Annotated in this window: 25 protein-coding genes; 3 read left to right on the top strand and 22 right to left on the bottom strand. The window is 65.9% G+C overall.

The genetic code is table 11. The features are described 5' to 3' along the window. Nucleotides 1–6 precede the first annotated feature (6 nt). The 13 genes from KXR83_RS09125 to KXR83_RS09065 all read right to left on the bottom strand — a co-directional run bounded on the left by KXR83_RS09125 (nt 7) and on the right by KXR83_RS09065 (nt 8,340). On the bottom strand, nt 7–681 hold the full coding sequence (locus tag KXR83_RS09125) for a ribonuclease HII (RefSeq protein WP_437424581.1): 675 nt from the start codon (nt 679–681) through the stop codon (nt 7–9). Nucleotides 682–688: 7 nt separating this feature from the next. After that, a complete protein-coding gene (lepB, locus tag KXR83_RS09120; protein ID WP_437424580.1) occupies nt 689–1,573 on the bottom strand; it encodes a signal peptidase I in 885 nt (294 codons plus the stop codon). A 17-nt stretch (nt 1,574–1,590) separates the two neighbouring features. Next, the gene (rplS, locus tag KXR83_RS09115) at nt 1,591–1,932 is read right to left on the bottom strand and encodes a 50S ribosomal protein L19 (RefSeq protein ID WP_437424579.1); all 342 of its coding nucleotides are present in this window, start codon (nt 1,930–1,932) and stop codon (nt 1,591–1,593) included. Nucleotides 1,933–1,997: 65 nt separating this feature from the next. Then, on the bottom strand, nt 1,998–2,975 hold the full coding sequence (locus KXR83_RS09110) for a hypothetical protein (protein WP_437424578.1): 978 nt from the start codon (nt 2,973–2,975) through the stop codon (nt 1,998–2,000). Nucleotides 2,976–2,984: 9 nt separating this feature from the next. After that, complete coding sequence (locus KXR83_RS09105) at nt 2,985–3,419, bottom strand: hypothetical protein (protein WP_437424577.1); 435 nt, start codon at nt 3,417–3,419, stop codon at nt 2,985–2,987. Continuing rightward, on the bottom strand, nt 3,416–4,432 hold the full coding sequence (locus KXR83_RS09100) for a hypothetical protein (protein ID WP_437424576.1): 1,017 nt from the start codon (nt 4,430–4,432) through the stop codon (nt 3,416–3,418). The genes KXR83_RS09105 and KXR83_RS09100 overlap by 4 nt, the downstream gene beginning before the upstream one ends. Further along, the gene (locus KXR83_RS09095) at nt 4,426–4,752 is read right to left on the bottom strand and encodes a hypothetical protein (protein ID WP_437424575.1); all 327 of its coding nucleotides are present in this window, start codon (nt 4,750–4,752) and stop codon (nt 4,426–4,428) included. The genes KXR83_RS09100 and KXR83_RS09095 overlap by 7 nt, the downstream gene beginning before the upstream one ends. A gap of 42 nt (nt 4,753–4,794) precedes the next feature. Further along, on the bottom strand, nt 4,795–5,145 hold the full coding sequence (locus KXR83_RS09090) for a YbaB/EbfC family nucleoid-associated protein (RefSeq protein WP_437424574.1): 351 nt from the start codon (nt 5,143–5,145) through the stop codon (nt 4,795–4,797). Nucleotides 5,146–5,222: 77 nt separating this feature from the next. After that, nucleotides 5,223–5,909, bottom strand: a complete 687-nt coding sequence (gene trmD / locus KXR83_RS09085; protein WP_437424932.1) for a tRNA (guanosine(37)-N1)-methyltransferase TrmD — start codon at nt 5,907–5,909, stop codon at nt 5,223–5,225. A 20-nt stretch (nt 5,910–5,929) separates the two neighbouring features. After that, a complete protein-coding gene (gene rimM, locus KXR83_RS09080; RefSeq protein WP_437424573.1) occupies nt 5,930–6,454 on the bottom strand; it encodes a ribosome maturation factor RimM in 525 nt (174 codons plus the stop codon). A gap of 23 nt (nt 6,455–6,477) precedes the next feature. After that, nucleotides 6,478–6,720: an RNA-binding protein gene (locus tag KXR83_RS09075; protein ID WP_020107279.1), complete on the bottom strand. Its 243-nt coding sequence runs from the start codon at nt 6,718–6,720 to the stop codon at nt 6,478–6,480. Then, nucleotides 6,717–7,193 (bottom strand): 30S ribosomal protein S16, encoded by a 477-nt coding sequence (gene rpsP, locus KXR83_RS09070; protein ID WP_437424572.1) that lies wholly within the window; start codon nt 7,191–7,193, stop codon nt 6,717–6,719. Before rpsP ends, KXR83_RS09075 begins: the two co-directional genes overlap by 4 nt. A 187-nt stretch (nt 7,194–7,380) precedes the next feature. After that, a complete protein-coding gene (locus KXR83_RS09065) occupies nt 7,381–8,340 on the bottom strand; it encodes an NAD(P)/FAD-dependent oxidoreductase (protein WP_437424571.1) in 960 nt (319 codons plus the stop codon). 73 nt (nt 8,341–8,413) lie between these two features. On the opposite strand from KXR83_RS09065, the gene KXR83_RS09060 reads away from it, so the two are divergent. Beyond that, nucleotides 8,414–8,989: a helix-turn-helix domain-containing protein gene (locus tag KXR83_RS09060; RefSeq protein WP_437424570.1), complete on the top strand. Its 576-nt coding sequence runs from the start codon at nt 8,414–8,416 to the stop codon at nt 8,987–8,989. A 20-nt stretch (nt 8,990–9,009) separates the two neighbouring features. Here the strand turns inward: KXR83_RS09060 and KXR83_RS09055 are convergent, their stop codons facing one another. From KXR83_RS09055 to ftsY, 6 genes are all read right to left on the bottom strand, one after another. After that, nucleotides 9,010–10,086 (bottom strand): amidohydrolase family protein, encoded by a 1,077-nt coding sequence (locus tag KXR83_RS09055; protein WP_437424569.1) that lies wholly within the window; start codon nt 10,084–10,086, stop codon nt 9,010–9,012. 14 nt (nt 10,087–10,100) lie between these two features. Next, nucleotides 10,101–11,672, bottom strand: coding sequence for a signal recognition particle protein (ffh, locus tag KXR83_RS09050; RefSeq protein WP_437424568.1), 1,572 nt, complete (start codon nt 11,670–11,672; stop codon nt 10,101–10,103). 4 nt (nt 11,673–11,676) lie between these two features. Continuing rightward, nucleotides 11,677–14,214, bottom strand: a complete 2,538-nt coding sequence (locus KXR83_RS09045; protein WP_437424567.1) for a [protein-PII] uridylyltransferase — start codon at nt 14,212–14,214, stop codon at nt 11,677–11,679. Between the two features lie 6 nt (nt 14,215–14,220). Continuing rightward, nucleotides 14,221–14,559, bottom strand: a complete 339-nt coding sequence (locus KXR83_RS09040; RefSeq protein WP_023960328.1) for a P-II family nitrogen regulator — start codon at nt 14,557–14,559, stop codon at nt 14,221–14,223. Between the two features lie 5 nt (nt 14,560–14,564). Next, nucleotides 14,565–15,947 (bottom strand): ammonium transporter, encoded by a 1,383-nt coding sequence (locus tag KXR83_RS09035; RefSeq protein ID WP_247208501.1) that lies wholly within the window; start codon nt 15,945–15,947, stop codon nt 14,565–14,567. Between the two features lie 265 nt (nt 15,948–16,212). Beyond that, on the bottom strand, nt 16,213–17,733 hold the full coding sequence (ftsY, locus tag KXR83_RS09030; RefSeq protein ID WP_437424566.1) for a signal recognition particle-docking protein FtsY: 1,521 nt from the start codon (nt 17,731–17,733) through the stop codon (nt 16,213–16,215). A gap of 214 nt (nt 17,734–17,947) precedes the next feature. Here ftsY and egtB point away from each other — a divergent pair, with 214 nt between their 5' ends. Together egtB and egtD are read left to right on the top strand one after the other, a co-directional pair. Then, nucleotides 17,948–19,183, top strand: coding sequence for an ergothioneine biosynthesis protein EgtB (gene egtB, locus KXR83_RS09025; RefSeq protein WP_437424565.1), 1,236 nt, complete (start codon nt 17,948–17,950; stop codon nt 19,181–19,183). Then, entirely contained in the window at nt 19,180–20,160 is a 981-nt protein-coding gene (gene egtD / locus KXR83_RS09020; RefSeq protein ID WP_437424564.1) for an L-histidine N(alpha)-methyltransferase, read from the top strand. Before egtB ends, egtD begins: the two co-directional genes overlap by 4 nt. An 18-nt stretch (nt 20,161–20,178) precedes the next feature. Here egtD and smc read toward each other — a convergent pair whose 3' ends face one another. The 3 genes from smc to KXR83_RS09005 are packed head-to-tail and all read right to left on the bottom strand — an operon-like array spanning nt 20,179 to nt 24,605. Then, a complete protein-coding gene (gene smc, locus KXR83_RS09015; RefSeq protein WP_437424563.1) occupies nt 20,179–23,796 on the bottom strand; it encodes a chromosome segregation protein SMC in 3,618 nt (1,205 codons plus the stop codon). A gap of 59 nt (nt 23,797–23,855) precedes the next feature. Next, on the bottom strand, nt 23,856–24,158 hold the full coding sequence (locus tag KXR83_RS09010) for an acylphosphatase (protein WP_437424562.1): 303 nt from the start codon (nt 24,156–24,158) through the stop codon (nt 23,856–23,858). Nucleotides 24,159–24,161: 3 nt separating this feature from the next. Next, complete coding sequence (locus tag KXR83_RS09005; RefSeq protein WP_437424561.1) at nt 24,162–24,605, bottom strand: OsmC family protein; 444 nt, start codon at nt 24,603–24,605, stop codon at nt 24,162–24,164. Between the last annotated feature and the right edge of the window lie 18 nt (nt 24,606–24,623).

The following is a 24,623-nucleotide window of genomic DNA, read 5'->3' as shown; positions in this document are numbered from 1 at the left end:
CTCAGCCTAACGTCCTGCGGTCTCGCCCACGCGCACCCGTAGCCGCACATTGCGATAGGACATCCTGTGCTGTGGGGACGGGCCGAGTTCGTCGAGACACTGCATGTGCATCTCGGTGCTGTAGCCCTTGTGGACGGCGAACCCATATCCGGGCAGCGACGTGTCCATGTCGACCATGATCCTGTCCCTGGTGACCTTCGCAATGATGCTGGCGGCGGCGATACACGCGGCTGCGCCGTCGCCTCCGATCACCGGCAGGGAGGGCGCGGTGAGGCCTGGAACCCGGAAACCATCCGACAGCACGTAGCCCGGTTGGACACCGAGCCCCGCGACGGCTCGCCGCATTCCCTCGATGTTGACGACATGAATACCCAGCCGGTCGACTTCGTCTGCGTCGATGACCACCGCACTCCAGGCAACAGCGTGCCGGGTCACGGACTTGTACAACTTGTCGCGGGTCTTCGCAGTCAGCTTCTTCGAGTCGTCGAGATCGGCGAGGGAGATCAGCTGCGTCGGCTTGAGGATGCACGCGGCGACCACCAGTGGTCCGGCACACGCTCCACGCCCTGCCTCGTCCACACCGGCGACTGGCCCGAGACCGCTGCGGTACAGCGCTGCTTCCAGGGTTCGCAAGCCGGCGGATCGCCGTATCACCACACGAGGTGGCCAGGTGGTCGCCACCGGTTGCCTACTTCTGGGGGTCGACGGAGTCGACACCGCCGATACGCGAGAACGGGTAGATGATGTAGCGAACCTTGCCGCGTATGTCATCGACAGGCACCATGCCCCGCAGTTCGTCGTCCTGGTGGTACCGGGAGTCCGCCGAATTACCGCGGTTGTCACCCATCACCCAGACGAAACCCTCGGGAACATCGATCGGGCCGAAGTCAGCGCCGAAGCACGAATTGAGCTGGCCAGTATCGTCTTTGAGGTCGCCGGGACGCATCTGAGCGTTCTCTTCCTGAAGCTTCAGGTCGATGTACGGCTCGTCGAGGGGCTGACCGTTCACCTTGACCCCGGTGCGATCTGCGTTGCGGCATTCCACCCGCTGACCGCCCGTGGCGATGATCCGCTTGACGAGGTTGTTCTCGTCCGGCGGGGCGAACCCGAACCACGACATGGCATTCTGGGCGCCGCGGATGACCGTGTTGGATGACCGCGGCGATTTCCAGCCCTGGTCCCACGATGACGTGGGCGCTTTGAACACCACGACGTCGCCGGCCTCGGGGTCGCTCCAGCGGTACACCAACTTGTCGATGACGATCCGGTCATTGGTGCATCCGGTGCAGCCGTGCAGCGTGTTCTCCATCGATTCAGAGGGGATCACGTACTGCCGACCGATGAACGTCTGGAGAACCCACGTCAGCGCGAGCACACAGATCAGGATGATCGCGGTCTCGCGTAGCAGCGACGCCTTCTTTTTGGGTGCAGCATCGGCGGTTCCGTCTATCCGGCGCCACGGACGTGCTTGCCGATCGGGGTCGGCCGCACGGTCCGGGTCTGCAGGCCGACTGTCGTACGGCTCGTCGCTGTAAGGGTCTGAACCCTCAGGATTGCGGGGGGTGTTTACCACGCCGCAAGCCTAGTAGGTCAGCGCTTTTCTTTGATCTTGGCTGCCTTGCCGCGCAGGTCGCGCAGGTAGTACAGCTTCGCCCGGCGGACATCGCCGCGGGTGACGACCTCGAGCTTGGCAATGTTCGGGCTGTGCACGGGGAAGGTGCGCTCCACACCGACACCGAACGACACCTTGCGAACGGTGAAGGTCTCACGGACGCCGCCACCCTGACGACGGATCACAACGCCCTTGAACACCTGGACACGTTCCTTGGAGCCCTCGATGACCTTGACGTGGACGTTGAGGGTGTCTCCGGCGCGGAAGTCGGGGATGTCGTCGCGCAAGGACTTGTTGTCCAAGAAATCCAGTGTGTTCATGATGTCGGTTCCAATCTTGCTGTTGGCGTGAGTAGAGGAACCTGGCGGCTTTCGTCCTGGACAATTCAGGTGTGCGGCTCGACCGGTTCGTGCTCCGATTCGTGTGGTCTCCGCGACGAATCAGCCGACTCGGGCGGGCCCGGCGTCTGACCGTCAAACGGCAACTGGTCAATTGTGCCAGAACCACCCCCGACGGACGAAATCGCGGCGGCGAGCACCAGCTCCCCCGATTCGCCCGGGGCCGGTGCCGCGTGCACGGTGGCGTCCAGTTCCGCCTCGGCGCCGGACTTCGCGTGCGCAACGTCGGGTTTGCCTGCCATGAGGTCCTGAAGAAAGATTTTCGCGCGGATCAAGGGTCTGCGCACCCGCCGCTCGCGTTTCACCGCGGCGTTCATCTTCTTCGGGCGTTTTGTGTAACGCCAACGTGCCCACGGCGACGTCGGGCGTGCGAGTCGTATCGACGCCACCAGAAGAAGCGGGAAGATGAACAGTCCGATCAGCCCGGTCCAGATCTTGCCCTTGAGCAGCACGACCCCTGCCAGCAGGAGCACAAACGCGGAATAGAGGACGGCCACCACGATCGACACCACGTCCGCAGTGTCCACACCCGCCCAGTCGAGCGGGTGGAACCCCAGGAGAACCAGCCCCATCACCGCGACCGCCACGAAGACCGCGTCGATCGATGCGCGGCCCTCTTCGGCCCAGTAGACATCCCGCAGATAGAAGATGAGCGCGAACTCGTCGAGAACCAGCGCAGCACCGACACCGAACAGCGCGGCGAAGATGGAAAGAGTGGTCTGTGACCCGTTGATGGCGAGCGCTATCAGCCCGAGCCCCGACAGCATCGTCAGCACGGTCCCGAAGACGACGTGGTGGATGTGCATGCCACCGGGGGTGACGTTGTTGAACCACCAGCTGACCTCGGCACGGATCAGTCGGACGCTGATCCGGATTCCGAGAAACCCGAGGATGAAGCCGATGTACGCCATGAAGAGCGGCAATCGGCCGTTGTCGATGATCGATTCTTGGAACCAATGGCCCATCCGCTGAGATTAGTCGCCGACGTGGTCGCGCAGGAGGTTTGCGACCAAAGATGTCGACCCCATCGCTGCGGCCGCCTCACACACAACTTCGCGGAGCCCTTCCCGCCCCGTGCCCGCGGCGCCGAACTCCACTGCTGCCAGTGCACGCGCCCGGGCGAACTCTGTCCGGTACTCGGCTGGCCGGCCTGCATGAGACGCGGCAAAAGCCGCCGCATCAAACCGCCCTCGAAGAGATGCGATGGCCAGCTTCTGTGCGGGGCTGAGCGGTCTGCCGTTTCTCCAGCAGCTCAGCGCGTCGGTGACCGGACCCTCGGTGCGTACCGACGCAGCGTCGAGGGCCATCACCGCAGCGAGTAGGCCGGTTCGACTGATGTGCCGGGGGTTCACCCGATCCACGAGTCCGGCAACCCCCGACGCCAGGACATCGATGCGGTGAGGGCTCATTGTCCATCCCCCTGGCCGTTACCCTCGTCGCCCGACGATGTGGTGACACCGGCATCCGCGAGCTGGGAGCGGACCTCGGGAGTGGGAGGCGTGGTGGCGCAGACCGCCAACGGCACGAGGTCCCGGGCGGCGAGATAGTCGACGATCACCAGTTCAGGGAATCTGCCGTCACCGACGACAACCTCGTTCGGTTCGGGCACCGTCCCCGGCCGAAGGTAGCCGCCGGGTTCACTGGTGCCCACTACGACCACACGGCGTCCGTCGTGGTCTTGCCCGAGTCCCACGGCGATTCGGATCCATGGCGCCACCTCGGGTGGCTGCATCGAAGACAGATGCGCGGCCCGAGTCTGCAACATCGAGAGATCTGCGGCCGAGACATCGGTGGCAGCGGGCAGGTCGCCGCCGCGCATCTTCCCGGCCGCGGCCATTGCCGACCCTGCCCCCATCATGGCGCCGGGGATCATCGGTGCGCCGGCGGCGTTGCCCGTTGTCTGGCCGTGTTCGCTGTCACGATGCTCGGCTGCGTGGGCCGCAGCGGTGTCAGCGAGTTCCCGACTACCGGATTCGAAATCGCCGGCGACGGCGGCCAGCACGGTGGCAGCGGCGTGTTCGGCGCCCATGGCCGCGGTGATGTCTCCCGTCGTCACATCCACCACTTTGGCCGCCTGCAGGTCTCGATCCGCCATCGCCGCGGCCACGGTGAGTCGCTCGTGGGTCAGTACCACCAAGTCGGAGAATCGGCCTGCGAGATCTGATTCGGCGCCGACCAGATGCGCTGCCCTGGCCGTTTGGTCCGCGAGGGCGGTCGCCTTCGCCGCCAAAGCACTGCCTGTCCGGCCCTCCATCGCGTCGGCGACCCCTGCGGTAGCCGCCTCGATGGCGGACTGCAGGGCGAAAAGACGTTGCGCCACAACACGATACCGTTCGACTGACCGACCGATCATGTCTGGGTCGATTGCCGGCCAGGCCTCGCGCAGGAGCCGTTCTACCTGCTCACCCGGCGTGGTCAGCACCGCTCAGCTCCGGGTGCAGGAAGGTGCAGGCCGATATCGGCGGACTGCAGGTCGGCGCATGCGCGACCGATGCCGTCGACATGGTCCGCCAGGTGCATTCGGAGCTGATCCAGAACCGACGCGGTCGCGTGCGAGAGGTGCGCTGCGCCGAGCATGAAGACGGCGCCACCGACGTGGGACGAGCAGCGCGCCCTCAGCTCGGCGTCGACGGCAGCAACTTCTTCGCGGATGGAGTCGATTTCGCTGATCAGCGAAGCGAACTCTTCAACACCTGCACGCGCCGCTGTGTCATCGAGCCGAAACGATCCGGTTCCGTGCATTGGCCTGCTCCCCCGCTGCCGCATCCCTCAACCCAGCCGCCGTCAGTAAAGATCCGAATACCCTGGGCCTTGGTATTGGACGAGTTCCCCGGCCAGCCGGTTCCGTCGTTCGGTGAGCTCGTCGTCGGCGCGCCGCACCAGGAGAGCGATCTCATCGGCGAGCTGACCAGCGCGGTAACGTCGCATCGCCAAAGGGTCGATCGAAAGCCCGGTGAGCAATCCCCGCGCGTTGATCACCACCGTGATGAGGCGGTCCTTCGACGTCGCCTCGACGGTTGTCCCGCGCATCTCCTCGGCCAGCACACGCAGACGATCGCGCTGCTCATCCACCTCGATCAGTACAGCCGCCAACGCGCTGTTGCCGATATCCACCCGTCCGGGCTCGATCCCCATCAACGTCCCCCCTCGCGACGGAGATGTTAACCCGAGTCGGGTTGCCCACGCTCGATCGGCGGCAGTGCGGTGTGGTCCTACTGCTCAGGAGGTAGGAGATCGGGTCGACGTTCCCTTGTGCGGGCGAGGGATTGTTCGCGGCGCCACTGTTGCTGTTTTGCGTGGTCACCGCCGCGGAGGACGTTGGGGACCTCGAGCCCGCGCCACACCGGCGGCCTGGTGTAACTGGGCCCTTCCAGGAGGCCGTCGGAGAACGAGTCCTGCTGATGCGAGGACGCGTTTCCCAGCACGCCGTCGATCAGGCGAACGGTGGCCTCGACCATCGCCATGACAGCCACCTCACCGCCGATGAGGACGAAGTCGCCGATCGAGACTTCTTGTACTCGAACGCGTTTGGCGGCGTCGTCGATCACCCGTTGGTCGATGCCCTCATACCGGCCACAGGCGAAGACGATGTGCTTCTCGCGACTCCACGCCTGCGCGGTTCCCTGGGTGAAAGGGACTCCTGCGGGAGTGGGCACCACGAGAAGCGCGTCGTCAGGACACACTTCGTCGAGACACGGTCCCCACACCGTGGGCTTCATGACCATTCCAGGCCCGCCCCCATAGGGGGAATCGTCGACGGCGCGGTGCACGTCGTGCGTCCAGTCGCGCAGATCGTAGGTGTCGAGTGCGACGATCCCTTTGTCGATCGCCTTGCCCAGCAATGCCATTCGCATGGGCTCGAGATAGTCGGGGAAGATCGAGACCACCCCGATACGGATGGCAGGCCCCGCCTCGTCGGTCATTCCGGATCCAGCAGACCGTCGGGTGGGTCGATTTCGATCAGGCTCCGGCTCACCGTCGGCACGATCGCGGTCACGAACGGGATCAGGATCTCGCGGCCTTCGTCAGTGGTCACCGACAGCAGGTCACCGGCGGGCAGATGCAGCACATCGGCGACCACACCGACGTCGTCGCCATCGACAGTGCGCACCGGAACCCCCTGCAGTTCATGGTCATAGAACTCGTCCGGATCGTCACCGGACGAAACCTCGTCGGCGTCGATCAAGAACAGCAGTCCGCGTAGCGCCATGGCCGAGTCGCGGTCCCCGACCTCGGCAACAGACAGCAACAGCCGCCCGGAGTGGTTCCGGGCGGCTGTCACCGTATAGCTGTTCTCGACGAAGGTGTTCTTACCGGTGGACAGACGGCCTCGCAGCTTCTGCCCGATGGCAAAGCGCTCTTCCGGATCGTCGGTGCGGACGTCGACCACCAGTTCACCGCGCACGCCGTGCGTTTTAGTGACGCGGCCGATTACCAGGTCCATCGTCGTCGCTTTCGGTGTCTGCGTCAGCGGTCGGTGTCGACGATGTCGACACGAACGCCCCGGCCACCGATTCCGGTGACCAGAGTGCGCAGAGCAGTGGCCGTGCGGCCATTGCGACCGATGACCTTACCGAGGTCCTCGGGGTTCACATGAACCTCGACAAAACGTCCTCGCCGTCCGGTGACCAGTTCGACGCGGACGTCGTCAGGGTTGGCAACGATGCCGCGAACGAGGTGTTCGACGGCGTCGGCGACGACAACACTCACTTGTCAGCGGCCTCGGCTGGGGCCTCGTCGGCAGCGGCTGCCTCTGCCTTGGGGGCGTCGGCCTTCGAGGAATCGTCGGCCTTCTTGGCGGCCTTCTTCTTCGGTGTGGTGGCCTCGGCGGACGGTCCGCTGTCAGCGGCGGCGAGTGCGGCGTTGAACAGGTCCTGCTTGCTGGGCTTGGGCTCGGCAACACGAAGCGTGCCCTCGGCGCCCGGCAGTCCCTTGTGCTTCTGCCAGTCACCGGTGATCTTCAGCAGTGCTGCAACGGGCTCGGTCGGCTGCGCGCCGACTCCCAGCCAGTACTGCGCACGCTCGGAGTCGACCTCGATGAGGCTCGGCTCTTCCTTCGGGTGGTAACGACCGATGGTCTCGATGGCCCGGCCGTTGCGACGGGTGCGGGCGTCGGCGACGACGATGCGGTACTGGGGATTGCGAATCTTGCCGAGGCGGGTGAGCTTGATCTTGACAGACACGAGTTACTTCCTTCTATGGTCACAGTGCAATTCGGCGACGCCCCCTCGTTGGGGCGCCCGGTTTTGCTGTTCGGTGGTGTGACCGCCGGTCGGTGTCTAGCCGGGTCCGGCGAACCAGCGTCCCATTCTGCCAGAGGTATGGCCCCCAGAAGAAATCCGTCAGGGCAAGACGCGGACGGTGAGTCATCTAGCCCGCAGCCGCGACGGCTGCGCGAGCGTCGTCGGTGACGAGTTCCATGTTGATCGCGGACGCCGCAACCGCACCGTCGGCCGCCGCACCACCGACCTGAGCCATCAGGTTCGCCACGTTACCCGCGACATACACCCCGGGGACGTTGGTCAGACCGGTCTCATCCGCCTCGATGTACCGCCCGGCCCCCTTGGGGTGGTCCGTCAGAGTCAGACCCAGGTCGACGAGGAAGTCGGCACGGGCGATGAACCGAGGCATCACCACGATCACCTCCCGCTCCCAGACAGTTCCGTCCGCCATCCGCACCCCGGTCAACCGTCCGTCGGACGACTCGACGGCCGCAACCCGGCCCTCGACCACGCGCACCCCCCGCGCTGCGAGCTGCGCCGATTCCTCATCGGTCGGTCGCACCGACTCGTTGACGAACAAGATGACGTCGGCGCTCCACTGCCGGAACAACAACGCCTGGTGCGCGGCCTGCTCGGTGACCGCCAGCACGCCGAGCGCCTGGTCACGAACCTCCCACCCGTGGCAGTAGGGACAGTGCAGAACGCCTCTCCCCCATTGCTCGGACACACCCGGGATGTCCGGCAGTTCGTCGATGAGGCCCGTGGTGACGAGCATCCGACGGGCTCGGACCTCTCGACCGTCGCCCAGAACGACCACGAAGCCGTGATCGACGTCGCCTCTGACGGCCCGTGCCTCCGCATCCACCACATGCCCGCCATAGCTCCGGACCTCTTCCCGCCCGATCGCCACATACTCTTCCGGCGAGATCCCGTCTCGGGTCAGCAGCCCGTGCACCCCGGCAGCGGGAGCATTCCTGGGTTGGCCCGAGTCGAGGACGAGGACCGACCGCCGGGAGCGACCCAGCACCAGCGCGGCACTCAGTCCGGCTGCTCCGCCGCCCACGACGACAACCTCGTATTCGTCGAGAAGCCGCTCCCCAGTACTCATGCCCCGTGACTACCCCGAATCGTCCGGCAATAATCCTTGCCGAATCGGCAAACGAGGACGACGATGTCGAGGCATGGAAGACGAACTCCAACAAGCCCTCACAACAGTCGGCCCACGGTTGCGAGCACTGCGCAAGGAACGTGACATCACCCTCGCCGATCTGTCCGAGGCCACCGGCATCTCGGAGAGCACCCTGTCACGGCTCGAATCCGGCGGCCGCAAGCCCACACTCGAGTTGCTGCTTCCGTTGGCAAAGGTCCACGGCATTCCGCTGGACGAACTCGTCGGGGCGCCGGCGACCGGTGATCCCCGCATCCATCTGCGTCCGATCAAGCGGCATGGTCGCACCTTCATTCCGCTGACCCGGCGGGCCGGCGGTATCCAGGCCTTCAAACAGATCATCCCGCCGGCTAGCGGCCCCCAGGTTCCCACTCCGCAAACGCACGAGGGGTACGAGTGGCTATATGTGTTGTCCGGACGGGTCCGGCTGATCCTGGGAGAGCAGGACCTCGAGCTCAAGGCCGGTGAAGCGGCCGAGTTCGACACCCACGTTCCGCACTGGATGGGAGCCGCGGGGACCGAGGCCGCCGAGATGCTGTGCCTCTTCGGCACACAAGGCGAGCGAGCGCACGTCCGCGCCACGTCGTGACCCGGTCGCAAACCCTGAGATCAGACCACGTGCCCACCGCAGACGATGGCCGCGGGCGCACGCAGCGCGGCGAGATCGGCGAGCGGATCCGCTTCTAGCACAAGGACATCTGCGCGATCACCATCGGCGAGTGTGCCGGCATCGAGCCAGGTGCGCGCCGCCGAACACGCGGCGTCGACGGCCTGTGCCGGACTCAGGCCCACCTTCGACAGAGCCACGATCTCGTCGACGATACGACCGTGTTCGACAAACCCGCCTGCATCGGTGCCGGCGTACACGGCAACCCCGGCCTCGATGGCCTTGGCAAAGGTCGCCGGGGCGTCGGCGTACAGCTTTCGCATGTGCTTCTGATAGGCCGGGAACCGATCTGCCCCGTCGGCGATCGACGGGAAGTTCTCCACCTGGATCATGGTCGGCACCAAGGCGATGTTGCGTTCGGCCATGCGTGCGATGAGGTCGTCGTCGAGTCCTGTGCCGTGTTCGATGCAGTCGATCCCGGCATCGATCAACCCGTGCAACGCCTGTGCGCCGAAGACGTGGGCGGTGACCTTCGCGCCGAGATCGTGAGCAACCGAGACGGCTTCGAGAAGCACTTCATCGGGCCACAGCGGCGCGAGGTCGCCGAGGTCCCGGTCGATCCAATCACCGACGAGTTTGACCCACCCATCGCCCGCGCGGGCTTGACGAGCGACCTCCGCCGGCAGGTCTGTCACGTCGTCGAGGTCGACGCCGTAGTCGCGCAGATACCGTTTCGGTCGCGCGATGTGTTTGCCGGCGCGGATGAATCGGGGGCAGGTCGGATCGTCATCGAGTGGGTGGGTGTCCAGCGGCGAGCCGACCTCCCGGATCAGCGTTGCCCCCGCCCGCAGATCCTGGTGAGCAAATGACCGGGCCTGCTCGATGGTGACGCCCAGCCCGGGCGCGATCCCCACGTGGTTGTGCGCATCCACGAGCCCCGGCATGATCCAGCCGCCATCGGTGATCGTGGTGGCCCCGGCGACGGGAGTTCGTGTGATCACCCCGCCATCGGCCCAGAACTCGACGGGCTCGCCCGAGCCGACGCTAAGTCCGCGAAAGTGCAACTGCGGCAATGACATCGCGCCCGCTACCGCTACTTCTTCTTCGGCCGCTGGAACTGACTGACGTCGATCCCCTCGAGTCCGGGCGGCAACTGATCAAGTCCGGCGGGCATGTTCGACAGGTCCGGGAACCCGGCCGGCATGCCACCCATCCCGGGCATACCGCCGCGGACCTTGGGAGGTGTCGGGCCCCGTCCGCCCTTCTTGCCTTTCTTACCCTTTTTCCGGTTGACCTTCCGGTTCCCGCCCGGCATCCCGCCCATCCGGCCAGCCATCTGCGACATCATCTTTCGTGCATCGAAGAAGCGGTCGACGAGTTGGTTCACATCACTGACGGTGACACCCGAACCGTTGGCGATCCGGGCGCGCCGGGACCCGTTGATGATCTTGGGGTTCTCGCGCTCGGCGGGCGTCATGCCCCGGATGATGGCCTGCACCTTGTCGAGCTGTTTGTCATCGACCTGCGACAACACGTCTTTCATCTGCCCGGCGCCGGGCAGCATGCCCAGCAGGTTGCCGATCGGCCCCATCTTCCGGATCATCAGCATCTGCTCGAGGAAGTCCTCGAGCGTGAGCTCGCCCTGCGTGATCTTGGTGGCAGCGGCCTCGGCCTGCTGCGCATCCCAGTGCTCTTCGGCCTGCTCGATGAGACTGAGCACGTCGCCCATGCCGAGGATCCGGCTCGACATGCGGTCGGGATGGAAGACGTCGAAGTCTTCGAGTTTCTCGCCGGACGAGGCGAACATGATGGGGCGGCCGGTCATCTCGCGGACCGACAGAGCGGCACCGCCGCGCGCGTCGCCGTCGAGTTTGGTCAACACCACGCCGGTGAAGTCGACGCCTTCGGCGAACGCCTCTGCGGTCGCCACCGCGTCCTGACCGATCATCGCGTCGAGGACGAACAGCACCTCGTCGGGCTGTACGGCGTCCCGGATTCCCTTGGCCTGACGCATCAGCTCTTCGTCTATGCCGAGCCGGCCCGCGGTGTCGACGATCACGACGTCGTGAAGTTTGGTCTTGGCCTCCGCGACACCCGCGCGGGCCACCTCGACCGGCTCGGACAACGTGTCGCCCGACGAGACACCCAGCTCGCCGGTACCGCCGACACTGGTGCCGGGGTGCGGCGCGAACACCGGTACCCCGGCCCGCTCACCGACGATCTGCAGCTGGGTGACGGCGCCGGGACGTTGGAGGTCACAGGCCACGAGCATGGGCGTGTGCCCTTGCTTCTTGAGCCAGGACGCCAGTTTGCCCGCGAGCGTCGTCTTACCGGCACCCTGCAGACCTGCCAGCATGATGACCGTCGGCGGTGTCTTCGCGTACCGGATCCGGCGGGTCTCGCCGCCGAGGATGGTGACGAGTTCCTCGTTGACGATCTTGACGACCTGCTGTGCCGGGTTCAGGGCACCCGAGACCTCGGCGCCCTTCGCGCGTTCCTTGATGCGGCTGATGAATCCGCGGACCACCGGGAGCGAGACGTCTGCTTCGAGCAGGGCGAGACGGATCTCGCGACAAGTACGGTCGATGTCCGCGTCGGACAGCTTGCCCTTGCCGCGCAGATCGGTCAGTACATCGGCCAACCGGCCGGAGAGGGAGTCGAACATCCCCCTAGCCTATCGGCACCCCGGATTTACCGGAGTCCTCCTCTGGTTCGCGTGGCGGCGCCGGCGGCGGTACCACCGCCATGATCGACTCCTCGAGGCGATCCCGTGTGGTGGGTCCGTCGCCCGGCAGCCGTATGCAGAACGAGTCGACCACCGAACCGCCGAGGGTCGCGACCTTGGCCCAGGTGATGTTCGCACCGTGGTGTTCGAGCACAGCGCTCACCCGCGCGAGCAGGCCGAGCCGGTCACTGGCCCTCAGTTCCAGGATCACGCTGTTGTCGTCGTATCCGTCGAACCAGAGCACCTTCGGAGGGGCTTGGGCAAAGAGCGCGGGCACGGCCGGAACGGATGCGTCCTCGGACCCGCCCACCTGCTCGGGCGGGGTCGGCACGGGTGTCTCACGCTCACGCACATCGAGCCGGGCGATCACGTCGATGCCACCGTCGACCGCCTGGATGAGCTGCTGTCGCAACAGACCGACCTCGGGCGGCTCACCGAACAGCGGTGACACCAGGAAGGTGTTGACGGCACTGCCCGCATGGGTCTGTACCGAGGCACTCAGCAGCCGCAGACCCCGCAACGCCAGCACGCCGGACATCCGCGACAGCAATCCCGGCTGCTCCGGTGCGATCATCGTGACCGAGAACGTGTGCGGATTGTCGGTGGACACCAGTTCGACACTGACACCGCCCGCCTCGGCGAGCTCGGTCAACTCGGCGGTGAGCGGTTCGGGAACCGGCAGCTCACCCCGGTCGAGCAGGCGCAGGCATCGGCGCACGAGTTCCCCGATGAGTGAGGACTTCCAGTCCCCCCAGACGCCGGGTCCGGTGGCCAGCGAGTCGGCCTCGGCGAGGGCGGCGAGCAATTCCAGCAGCACCTTCGATCCGCCGAGGGTGTCGACCACACCCTGGACCGTCGCCGGGTCGTCAAGATCTCGACGGGTGGCCACCTCCGGTAGCAACAGGTGGTACCGGACCATCTTCGACAGGATCATGACGTCGTCGGGCCACAGGCCGATACGGTTGCCCACCTGGTTGGCCAACTCGGCGCCGACAACGCTGTGGTCGGCGCCACGTCCCTTGCCGAGGTCGTGGATGAGCGCCCCGAGGACAAGAAGGTCAGGCCGCGAGACCCGCGTCGTCATGGAACCCGCGTTGGCGGCGGTCTCGACGAGATGCCGATCCACTGTCCAGGTGTGGATGGGATCGCGAGGCGGGAGATCTCGAACGGCCCCCCATTCGGGAATCAGCCTGCCCCACAAACCAGTTCGGTCGAGTGCTTCGATGGGGGCGATCATGTGCGGCCCCGTGCCGAGCAGGACGAGCAGGTCCGACAGGGCATCGGCGGGCCACGGTTCACGCAGCTCGGGCGCGAAATCAGCAAGCCGGGCGAGCGTGGATGCAGCCATCGGCAGCCCGGTCCGGGCGGACGCTGCGGCAACCCGCAAGATCAGGCCCGGGTCCTTGCTGGGCAATGCGCTGCGGGCGAGGACCACCTCACCGTTGTGTTCGACCACCCCCTCGTCCAGCGGACGACGGATAGGAGATCGGCGGAGTTTGGAAAGTCCCTTGCGCGGAAGGGAGTTGGACGAGGTGCGCAAACCGACGTCCACGGCGTAACTGATGGTGCGAGCACTGTCGCTGATGGTTCGGGCGAGATCAAACCGGTCCCCGATGCGCAGTGCGGCGCCGATCTCGTCGGCATCCTGAGCGCGGAGCTGTTCACGGGGTCGCCCGGTGATCCGGTGGAGTTCGGTGCGCACGTCGAGCAAACGGGTGTACGCCTGGCGTAGCCCCCCACCGGGTGAGTCCGGGCGCAACGTCGCCATACCGTCGGTGAGCTGGGCAATCGCCAATGCGTCGAGCATGTGCACATCACGGAGACCGCCGCGGCCATATTTGAGGTCGGGTTCTGCGCGGTGCGCGATGTCGCCACTGCGCCGCCACCGTTCCCGCGCCTGGTCGACCAGCGCCGGAAATCGCGAGCGGATGTCGGTGCGCCACTGCTGTCGCACTCCGCCGATCAACAGCTTCGAGAGCTCTTCGTCGCCGGCGATGTGCCGGGCCTCCAGCAGACCCAGTGCCGCGGTCATGTCACTCGCGGCGACCTGTAGTGCCTGCGGGACGGTGCGCACACTGTGGTCGAGCTTGATGTGGGCGTCCCAGAGCGGATACCAGATCTGATCCGCGGTCTCGGCGACCAGCGCAGGATCCATCTCGTCGTGGAGCAGGATGAGATCCAGATCCGAGTGCGGAAGTAGTTCTTGTCTGCCCAGCCCCCCGACCGCGACGATGGCGAAGCCGCTACCCGGTTTGATTCCGATCTCGGCAGCCTTTGTGGCCAGCCAGAAGTCGTGCAGGTCCACCAGGACCCGGCGTAGGGCCGGGGCGTCGACGCGCTTGTGCCCGTCCACCCGGCTGAGCAGTTGCTTGCGGGCCGTCACCAGATCGGTCGCCGCAGCAGGTGTCAGATGAGACGGCTGCGGTCCTGCACCCGAGGGATCCTCGGAGGCAGGACCGCGACCGCCACGTACGAATGGCACTGTCTCTTACAGCGCGTCGCCGCCGCGTTCTCCGGTACGAACCCGGACAACCGCTTCCACCGGCGACACCCACACCTTGCCGTCACCGATCTTGCCGGTTCGGGCCGCTTCGACGATCACGTCGACCACCTTGTCCACGGCGGCGTCGTCGACGACGACCTCCACGCGAACCTTGGGGACGAAGTCCACCGAGTACTCCGCACCGCGGTACACCTCGGTGTGGCCTTTCTGGCGTCCATAACCTTGGACTTCGCTGACTGTCATTCCTACGACACCGGCTTGTTCCAGTCCCGCCTTGACGTCTTCAAGCGTGAATGGCTTCACGATTGCGGTAATGAGCTTCACTTAGATCATCCCTCCTTGGCCGTTGCGGCCACTGGAACGCTGTGACCAAATTGCGTGCTGGACCCGCCCAGTGATGCAAAATCGTACGCGGATTCAGCATGTTCGGATTCGTCGGCACCCTCGGACTCGGCTTCGGGGTCGAGTTTGAGACCGATGGTGAACTTCAAGATGAGCGCGATGATCGCGGTGACAACCGCCGAGTAGGCGAGCACTGCGAGCGCACCGACGACCTGGCGCCAGAGCTGGTCGACGCCGCCGCCGAAGAACAGACCGTCGACACCGGAGTAGGTGTCGGCAACCGCGACGAACCCGATCAGGATGGTGCCGACAAGGCCACCGACGAGGTGGACACCGACGACGTCGAGCGAGTCGTCGTAGCCCAGCTTGTACTTGAGGCCGACGGCCAGCGCACAGAGGATGCCGGCGACCGCGCCGATGATCAAGGCGCCCCAGGTGTTCACGGCGCTACAGGCCGGGGTGATGGCAACGAGGCCGGCAACGATGCCCGACGCCGCGCCGAGTGTGGTGGCGTGACCGTCACGGATCCGCTCCACGAGCAACCAGCAGAGCATTGCCGCTGCCGTGGCGATGGTTGTGGTCAAGAAGGTGCTCGCCGCAGTTCCGTTGGCGGACACCGCCGAACCGGCGTTGAATCCGTACCAGCCGAACCAGAGCAGGCCGGCACCGAGCATCACGAACGGCAGGTTGTGCGGGCGCATCGGGGTACCGGGCCAGCCTTGACGCCTGCCGAGGATGACCGCGAGAACCAGGCCGGCGATACCGGCGTTGATGTGGACCGCGGTGCCACCGGCGAAGTCGATCACCTTGAGCTTGTTGGCGATCCAGCCACCGGTCTCACCGGTGTAGCCGTCGAACGCGAACACCCAGTGGGCCACCGGGAAGTAGACGAAGGTCGACCACAGGGCGGTGAAGGCGGCCCAGGCGCTGAACTTCATGCGGTCGGCGACCGCGCCGGAAACCAGGGCCACGGTGAGGATGGCGAACATCAGCTGGAAGGCAACAAACAGTGCGAGGGGGATCGTGCCGAACATCGGGATGGCGACTTCAGCTGCGGGCTCGGTGCCGGTGGCCGGGTCGGCCAGAACTTCCGGGGCCGCGTTCCCGCTGATGACCCCATCGAGTCCGAAGTACTGCGTCGGGTCACCGATGAAGTTGCCCTTGTCCTCGCCGAATGCGACCGAGAAGCCGTACAACGACCAGAGCACCGTGACGATGCCCATCGAGATCACGCTCATCATGAGCATGTTGAGAACGCTCTTCGCACGGACCATGCCACCGTAGAAGAACGCCAAACCAGGCGTCATCAGCAATACGAGCGCGGAGCTCGCCAACATCCATGCCGTATCACCTGTATCCGGCAAATCCATAACGGGATAATCCGCCACCTTCAGTCCTCCTCGAGCTGTTCCCGCCGCGGCATTCTTGCCGCACCGTTGACCTGTCGAGAAGGTTGCTTGCTCCATGTTTCCGTGGTGGCGATAGCACGTTGCCGCTGTGTTAACGGAGCTGGGAGCCGTGTTTCGTCCAGATGTCGTCGCAGGTGGCTCTCCGAACGATGCGACCGAAATCTACGCAAATCGGAGAAGTCGGCAACCTTGTGTCGACGTCTACGAAGCGGGAACCATTCGTCGATCAGCCCAACAGGGCGTCCACGAACGCTTCTGGCTCGAACGGCGCGAGATCGTCTGCGCCCTCCCCGAGTCCGACGAGCTTGACCGGGACACCCAGTTCGCGCTGCACGTGGAAGACGATGCCACCCTTGGCGGTGCCGTCCAGCTTCGTGAGGACCACACCGGTGATGGAGACGACGTCGGCGAACACCTTTGCCTGGGCCAGACCGTTCTGACCTGTCGTGGCGTCGAGGACCAGCAGGACCTCGTCGACGGCGGCCTTCTTCTCCACGACCCGTTTGACCTTGCCGAGCTCATCCATCAAGCCGGTCTTGGTGTGCAGGCGGCCGGCAGTGTCGATCATGACCACGTCGACGCCTTCGGCCACGCCCTTGGCAACGGCATCAAACGCCACCGCCGCCGGATCTGCTCCCTCTTTACCTCTGACGACCTCGGCGCCGACTCGTTCGGCCCAGGTCTGCAGTTGGTCGGCTGCGGCGGCGCGGAACGTATCCGCGGCCCCCAGCAGGACCCGGCGGCCATCTGCGACGAGAACACGCGCGAGTTTTCCGGTTGTGGTGGTCTTACCGGTGCCGTTCACACCGACGACCAGCAGCACCGACGGGGTGCCCGCGTGGGGAAGCGCACGAATGGACCGGTCGAGGTCGGGCTCGATCTGTCCGATCAGCACTCGGCGGAGCAACGCACGGACCTCGGCAGCGTTGTTGACGGGGTTGGCGGCCAGTGCAGTTCTGAGCTCCTCGACGACGGCCATGGTCACCGACGTCCCGATGTCCGCGAGAAGCAGCGTGTCCTCGATCTCCTCCCAGGAGTCCTCGTCGAGGTCGCCTGCACCGAGCAGGCCCAGCATGCTCTTGCCGAACGCGTTCTGTGACCGTGAGAGCCGGCCCCGCAGGTGACCCAGACGGCCGGCGGTGGGAGCGATGTCGTCGAGCACCCGGCCTGGCGGGGCGGGTTCGACGGTTGTGTCCGAGATCGGCTCCGCGGGCGCGAGAGGCTCGCGCAGAGGCGTCTCGACCACCGAATCCTCGACGATCGCCGGTTCCACGACCTCCGGTTCGACGATCGCCGGGTCGATGATGTCGGGCTCGATGACGGTCGGTTCCGTGGCCCCGACCTCTGTCGCGGGCTGTTCGTCGACGGCCGGCGACTGTGGTTCGTCGACCTTCGGTTCGGGAAGTGGGACGTTGGTGTAACCCCGCTTGGGCGCGTCACGGGGAATCGCGGCATCGTCGCCGACACCGGGCTGACCGTCGGTGTCGGTGCGCTCGATGGTCGGCGTGTCACCGGCCTTCGGCGGTTCCGCCAGCGCGGTCGCCCCGCCCTGGGTGAAGGAGAAACCTCCCCCGGCCTTGTACCCGCCGGACTTGTCGACCTGCCGCGACCCGTCCGAGGGGGTGCGATCGGCACTGTCGCGCAGCGAGATTCGCCGTCGCCGCGACAGCACCAGACCGGTCGCCACCAGGGCGAGCAGCAGCACGACTACGACAACGACGATCGCGATAACGGCGGTGGTGTTCACGCGCTCAGTCTGCCAGGCCACCGCGCCGAGTGGTTCGACCAGCACCCCCCAATGCGGGCCACGTTGTCTCACATCCCCTCTGCCACAAAACCCGGCTCCGCTCCGCTTCGTCTCTGGGCGAAATTGCGACGGCCACGACGCCGTCACCGCGTACCGTGATTGTCAGACACCTCCTCCATACTCATTGCGCCCTGACCCTTCCCAGGAGACGAACATGAGCATCACGGTCGACCAATCCGCCCTCACCTCCCACTTTCTCGACGTCAGAGGCCTCACCGATGCGTTGACCGATCCGTTGTCCCCTGAAGACCAGGTACCGCAGTCGATGACCGACGCGAGCCCGGCGAAATGGCATCGGGCGCACGTCACCTGGTTCTTCGAAGAGTTCATCCTGCGGACCGACCCGGGCTACACGGTGTACGACGAGACGTTCCGGTATCTGTTCAACAGCTACTACGAGGCCGTCGGCGCGCGGCACCCTCGCCCGCACCGAGGTCTGGTGACCCGCCCCGGCGTGGAGGAAGTGACCAGATACCGCGAGTACGTCGACGCCGCGGTGGTGTCGGCGATGAGGGATGGCCGACTCGATGAGGAAGCGCTGCGGCTGGTGGAGCTCGGCTGCAACCATGAACAGCAGCATCAGGAACTTCTGCTGATGGACATCAAGCATCTGTTCTCGACCCATCCGTTCGCGCCGCAATACGTCGAGCGGGCGGCCGACGCACAGCCTGCTGAAGCAACTGCCCTGCAGTGGCATTCGGTGTCCGGGGGTCTCACCGACATCGGCGCCTCCGGATCCGGCTTCGCGTACGACAACGAAGGTCCACGACATACCGTGTTCCTCCAGGACTTCCAGATCGCCAATCGGCTGGTCACCAATGCCGACTGGCGGGAGTTCATGGCCGACGACGGCTACCGGCGCTCGGAGCTGTGGCTGTCGGACGGGTGGGCCAACGTCCAGGCCACCGGCCAGAACGCGCCCGGCTACTGGAGTCTCGACGACGGCACATGGACCACCTTCACTTTGTCGGGGCGTAGGCCGGTCGTCGATGCCGAACCGGTTGTGCACGTCTCCTTTTACGAGGCAGACGCGTTTGCGCGGTGGGCAGGAGCACGCCTGCCCACCGAGTTCGAGTGGGAGGCAGCCGCGTTGACGCTCGCTCCCCCGCAGGGCACGCTGTTGGACCCCGGTCGGTGTCATCCACGCGCCGCAGGCGCCACGATGATCGGCGACGTCTGGGAATGGACAGCGAGCGCGTATCTCCCCTACCCCGGTTTCGTTCCGGCGAACGGGGCCGTCGGCGAATACAACGGGAAGTTCATGAGCGACCAGCACGTGCTGCGTGGAGCCAGCGCTGTGACACCCGTGGGTCATCAGCGAGCCACCTACCGAAATTTCTTCCCCGCCGCGTCTCGGTGGGCCTTCAGCGGACTGCGGTTGGCGAGATGACAGTGTCCGAGTCACGCGAGGCCATCAATCCGCGGCTTGTCGAAGATGCCGTTGCCGGCCTGTGGCAGCAGCCACCCGTGCTGCCCGCGCGCTGGTTGTACGACAAACGGGGCAGCGAACTGTTCGACGAGATAACTCGCCTGCCCGAGTACTACCCGACGCGCCGAGAAACCGAGATCCTCGATCGGCATCGGTCGGAGATCGTCTCGACAACCGGCGCCCGCACGATGATCGAACTGGGGTCGGGAACGTCCGAGAAGACGCGGCTACTTCTGCAATCCTTCGCAGGGGCTCATGACGCCGCGTCTCTCGAGGACGGCTTCACCTACGTACCCCTTGATGTCAGCGTCGAAATGCTCACGTCGTCGGCACAGCAGATCGCCGCCGAGTTCCCCTCCATCTCGGTACAGCCGCTGCACGGCGACTTCAACGACCCCGACCTGACTCTGTCCACGTACCCCGGGCCGCGAATGGCCATCTTCCTCGGCGGGACCATCGGCAATCTCGACGAGACCCAACGGGCAAGCTTCTTCGGTCGAATCGCTCGGTCCCTGAAGTCCGGCGACTACTTCCTCCTGGGCGCCGACCTCATCAAGGACACCGGTCGGCTCATCGCCGCCTACAACGACCGAGCCGGGGTGACCGCCGACTTCAATCGCAACGTCATCGAGGTGTTGCGCACCGGGTTGGACGCCCAGGGGCTGTACGTGGACGACTTCGAGCACATCGCCCGATGGAATCCCCCCGAACATCGCATCGAGATGTGGTTGCGTGCCCGCCGGGATGTCGTGGCCCATTTCAGCGCCATCGAGCGAACGTGGGAGTTGCCGGCAGGCGCCGAGATCCTCACCGAGATCAGCACCAAGTTCGACCTCGACGTGCTGCACCAGGAAATGGCGCGCCAAGGACTCGAGCACACTCACACCTGGACCGACCATGCGGGCGACTTCTCGGTGGTGCTGGCCAGGGTCGGGTGAACCCGGCCCAACCGGAAATCAGCCGGCCGGGGCACCCACATCTTGCCCACGCATACGTTGCGAGATCACGGTGGTGATGCCGTCTCCCTGCATGCTCACGCCATAGAGAGCATCGGCGACTTCCATCGTGGGCTTCTGGTGCGTGATCACGATGAGCTGCGACTTCTCGCGTAGCTGCTCGAACAGGGTGATCAGCCGGCGCAGATTTGTGTCGTCCAGCGCGGCTTCGACCTCGTCCATCACGTAGAAGGGAGACGGTCGGGCGCGGAAGATCGCCACCAGCATCGCCACCGCCGTCAGCGACTTCTCCCCACCGGACAGCAACGACAGACGCTTGACCTTCTTGCCCGGTGGACGTGCCTCCACCTCGATTCCGGTGGTCAGCATGTTGGACGGATCGGTCAGCACGAGTCGCCCGTCGCCGCCGGGGAAGAGGGTTTTGAAGACTTCGACGAACTCCCGCTCGACATCGGCGTAGGCCTCGCTGAACACCTGCAGGATGCGGTTGTCGACGTCCTGCACCACATCGAGCAGGTCCTGGCGGGCCTTCTTGACGTCCTCGAGTTGGGTCGAGAGGAAGTTGTAGCGCTCTTCGAGCGCAGCGAACTCCTCGAGTGCCAGCGGATTGACCTTGCCCAGCGTGTTCAGGTCTCGCTGGGCTTTCTTGGCACGGGCCTGCTGGGTGGCGCGGTCGTACGGGAGGGGGGCCGGAGCCACGACGATCTCTCCGCGTTCCTTGGCCTGTTCGTACTCGGCGATCTCGAGATCAGTCGGCGGCAGGGCGACATCGGGACCGTACTCGGCGACCAGGTCGTCGGGACTGATGGCGAAGTCGGACATGATCTGCTCTTCGAGCTGTTCGATACGCATCGACACCTGGGCCTTGGCCACCTCGTCGCGGTGCACCGCGTCCCGCAGTGCAGCCAGCTGAGTCCCGACCTCTGCCGCAGCCTTCTTGGCGACCTCGAGAGCCTGCGTTCGCGACGCTCGTTCGGCTTCCAGCCGATCGCGATGGGACTGAGCTTGCGCCACAGCGATGTCGAGCCGCGCGGCGATCAGTTTCCCCTGTTCGAGAACCACCTCGGCTACGTCGGCGGCGTGGCGCCGGGCACGATTCTGGCGTTCGGCCCTGGCCCGCGCCTCGCGTTCGGCGCGGGCGGCGCGGCGTAGCGAATCCGCTTTGCCTCGCACCGACGACAGTCGCTCCTCGGCACTGCGCAGCGCCAGTCGCGCTTCCATCTCCACCGAGCGGGCCGCCGCGACTGCGGCCGCCGTGGTGTCGCGGTCGCTGTCAGGAAGGTCGTCGCCCTCGTCGCCGACAGCACTGTCGTCGCGAGCGAGCCTCAGCCTCTCCTCCGACTCGGCGAGTTTGGCCATCGCCTCGGCTCGCCCCTGCTCGGCCTTGGCTCGCTGACCGACGAGGCGGGTTGTCTCTTCCTGGGCTGCCCGCGCGGTCTGACCGAGCCGGGCGAGTTGCTCGTAGACCGCACCGAGCTGGGCGTCGGATTCATGCAGAGCTGCCAGCGCCTGTTCAGCCGTTTCACGACGATCGGTTTGCTGCGTCAGGGCGCCGGCCAGTGCCGCCACCAGTTCCTCGCTGCGCCGCTGGGCACCCTGGAGTTCGGCGGCGGCAGAATCGATCGCCGACTGCACCTCGATGGTCGACGGCCGGTCGCCGGTGCCGCCACTGCGCCAGCCGGCGCCGATGAGGTCGCCGTCGGCGGTAACAACTCGTAGCGAACCAAGATGTGGCACAGCAGCTTTGGTAGCGTCGAGCACGAGCTCAGCGGTGTCGATGGTGTCGGCGATGACGGTGTATCCGAGGAGCAGTTCCAGTGCGCCGCGCAATTCGGCGGGTGCCGAGACCACATCGAGCGCCCATGTGGCACCTGGCGGCAGCGATCCGGTGCCCCGGCCTGCCGGATCCAGACCGCCGATGAGCACCGCGGCCCGGCCGCCTTCGTTCTCTCGCAACGCTGACAACGCGGTGCGGGCAGCGGGCAGATCGGCGGTCGCGACCGCGTCGGCGGCCGGACCCATCGCCGCGGCGACCGCAGCTTCGTAGCCGTCGGCGACCTTGAGGAGCGACGACATGGGGCCGAGTAGCGACCCGCCCCGGTTCTCCAGTAGCCAGGCTCCGCCGTCCTTGCGTTCGAGTCCTACGGCGAGGGCATCGATGCGCGCCTTGAGCGAGGTGACCTGCTGTTCTGCTGCACGCTCTGCGGCCTGGAGTTCTGCCACCCGCTCGTTGGCCTGGTTCAGCGCGGCGACGCTGCGCTCGTGATGTTCGTCAAGGCCGAGTTCGGATGCGTCGAGTTCGGCGATGGTGGCCTGGGTGGCCTCGAACTCCTGTTGCGCCGCTTCGGCTCTGGCGGCCGCGTTGTCGATAGCAGCACCGAGGCGTGTGGTCTCGGCATCGATCGACTCGACCTTCGTGCGTAGATTGTCGACTTGGCCCTCCAGTCGGGCCAGACCTTCGCGTCGGTCGGCGACTGCCCGAACCGCGGCGAGATGGGCCTGCGTCGCTGCGGCCGCGGCCTGCTCCCGGTCGGTGAGAGTCTCTTTCGCTTCGTCGAGCACCAGCGCGGCGTCGTCGACCGCGTCGGCCAGTGCCGCCTCTTCTTCCGCTGCGACAGCTGCCTGGCGCTCGAGTTCATCGGGGTCGCGACCAGAGTCCGCCTGCACGGGTTCGCTGAGGTACCGGCTGCGCTCATCGGCGATCCGGCACGTGGCGCCGACGCGTTCGGTCAACGCCGACAAGGCAAACCATGCCTGCCCGGCCTCATTTGCCGCGGGCACGATCTGAGCCAGGTGTTCCTCGTTCTCACTCACCTGAGCGTTCAGTTCATCGAGTTGGTGCGCGTACTCGTCCTGCTGACGGCGCAGTTCGGCTTCACTGGTGCTCTGCTCGGCGAGTTCGGAGCGTCGGGTCACGAGATCGTCTGCCGCAAGCCGCAATTGGGCGTCACGCAGGTCTGCCTGAACTGTCTGGGCACGGCGGGCGACCTCGGCCTGGCGACCAAGGGGCTTGAGTTGGCGGCGCAATTCCGCCGTCAGGTCACCGAGCCGTGCCAGGTTGGCCTGCATCGCGTCGAGCTTGCGGACGGCCTTTTCCTTGCGTTTGCGGTGTTTGAGAACGCCGGCAGCTTCTTCGATGAACGCGCGACGTTCCTCCGGTCGCGACTCGAGAATCGCGGCGAGGCGTCCCTGTCCGACGATCACATGCATCTCGCGACCGATGCCGGAGTCACTGAGGAGCTCCTGCACGTCCATCAGTCGGCACGAGCTGCCATTGATCTCGTACTCACCGGCCCCGTCGCGGAACATCCGGCGGGTCACCGACACCTCGGAGTAGTCGATGGGCAGTGCACCATCGGAGTTGTCGATGGTGAGGGTCACCTCGGCCCGCCCGAGTGGGGCCCGGCCGGAGGTGCCGGCGAAGATGACGTCCTCCATCTTGCCGCCGCGCAGCGCCTTCGCGCCCTGCTCCCCCATCACCCACGTGAGCGCGTCGACGACGTTCGACTTGCCCGAACCGTTGGGACCGACCACGCAGGTGATCCCCGGTTCAAAACGCAGAGTGGTTGCCGACGCAAAGGACTTGAAGCCCTTCAGGGTCAGGCTCTTGAGGTGCACAGCGCTTCAGCGTACCCAGTACCCGGCGACAACTGGTCCAGGCCCGACCGCGAGCCGGTTCACCGTTCCACGAAACCGGACAACCCGCCTCGCGGCGCGCTCCGATCCACCACGACGGTGTCGACGCGACCGGGACTCTGACCTGCCTCGATGAGGTTGATCAACTGCCCACAAGCAGCCTCCGGCCCTTCGGCGACGATGAGCACCCGGCCGTCGGAGTGATTGGTCGCCGAACCCACCAGCCCCAATTCGAGAGCCCGGGCCCGGGTCCACCAACGAAATCCGACACCCTGGACGTGCCCGTGCACCCACGCGGTGAGCCTGATGGTGCCAGTGGTGTCGCCGCGCGAATCGGTAGCCATCGGCTACTCCGTATCGATGCGCAGCTCGACCTCGGTGCCGGCCTTGAGGGTGCGCCCCACCGTGCACACCGCATCGACCGCGCGTCGCACAACAACAAGGAGTCGCTCCGCGGCCTCGGGTTCCAGTTCGGACAGGTCCACTTCGAGGACCTCCTCGAGGCGGGGGTACACCTCGTTGTCACGGTCGGCGTCTCCGGAAACGCGGACGGTCGCGTCGTAGTCGTCGCCCAGGCGGCGCGACAGCGGCTTGTCCGAGCTCATCCCAGTGCACGCGGCCAGAGCGATCTTGAGTAATTCGCCGGGGGTGAAGACGCCATCGACATCAGCGGAACCGATCAGGACCTCGGCCCCGCGACTGCTGCGCCCTGTGTAGCGGCGTGTTCCGGTGCGCTCCACCCACAACTCGGTGGTCTGCTGGTCGGTGGTGACTGGTTCGGTGACGGTCATGTACGAATTAAACACGGA

Source organism: Williamsia muralis, assembly GCF_051487485.1.
In the GTDB taxonomy this organism is placed as follows: Bacteria; Actinomycetota; Actinomycetes; order Mycobacteriales; family Mycobacteriaceae; genus Williamsia; species Williamsia muralis_B.
Note: the sequence above shows the minus strand (reverse complement) of the source record. Positions and strands in the feature narration are given on the sequence as shown.

Excerpts from the sequence above, each read along its gene's own strand:
- KXR83_RS09110 (WP_437424578.1), bottom strand. The coding sequence starts at position 2,975 with ATGGGCCATTGGTTCCAAGAATCGATCATCGACAACGGCCGATTGCCG.
- ffh (WP_437424568.1), bottom strand. The coding sequence starts at position 11,672 with ATGTTCGACTCCCTCTCCGGCCGGTTGGCCGATGTACTGACCGATCTG.
- KXR83_RS09065 (WP_437424571.1), bottom strand. The coding sequence starts at position 8,340 with ATGAGTACTGGGGAGCGGCTTCTCGACGAATACGAGGTTGTCGTCGTG.
- KXR83_RS09095 (WP_437424575.1), bottom strand. The coding sequence starts at position 4,752 with ATGCACGGAACCGGATCGTTTCGGCTCGATGACACAGCGGCGCGTGCA.
- KXR83_RS09010 (WP_437424562.1), bottom strand. The coding sequence starts at position 24,158 with ATGGCTACCGATTCGCGCGGCGACACCACTGGCACCATCAGGCTCACC.
- KXR83_RS09055 (WP_437424569.1), bottom strand. The coding sequence starts at position 10,086 with ATGTCATTGCCGCAGTTGCACTTTCGCGGACTTAGCGTCGGCTCGGGC.
- KXR83_RS09060 (WP_437424570.1), top strand. The coding sequence starts at position 8,414 with ATGGAAGACGAACTCCAACAAGCCCTCACAACAGTCGGCCCACGGTTG.
- rimM (WP_437424573.1), bottom strand. The coding sequence starts at position 6,454 with ATGGACCTGGTAATCGGCCGCGTCACTAAAACGCACGGCGTGCGCGGT.
- KXR83_RS09005 (WP_437424561.1), bottom strand. The coding sequence starts at position 24,605 with ATGACCGTCACCGAACCAGTCACCACCGACCAGCAGACCACCGAGTTG.
- KXR83_RS09105 (WP_437424577.1), bottom strand. The coding sequence starts at position 3,419 with ATGAGCCCTCACCGCATCGATGTCCTGGCGTCGGGGGTTGCCGGACTC.
- egtB (WP_437424565.1), top strand. The coding sequence starts at position 17,948 with ATGAGCATCACGGTCGACCAATCCGCCCTCACCTCCCACTTTCTCGAC.
- egtD (WP_437424564.1), top strand. The coding sequence starts at position 19,180 with ATGACAGTGTCCGAGTCACGCGAGGCCATCAATCCGCGGCTTGTCGAA.
- KXR83_RS09090 (WP_437424574.1), bottom strand. The coding sequence starts at position 5,145 with ATGGGGATCGAGCCCGGACGGGTGGATATCGGCAACAGCGCGTTGGCG.
- rplS (WP_437424579.1), bottom strand. The coding sequence starts at position 1,932 with ATGAACACACTGGATTTCTTGGACAACAAGTCCTTGCGCGACGACATC.
- KXR83_RS09035 (WP_247208501.1), bottom strand. The coding sequence starts at position 15,947 with ATGGATTTGCCGGATACAGGTGATACGGCATGGATGTTGGCGAGCTCC.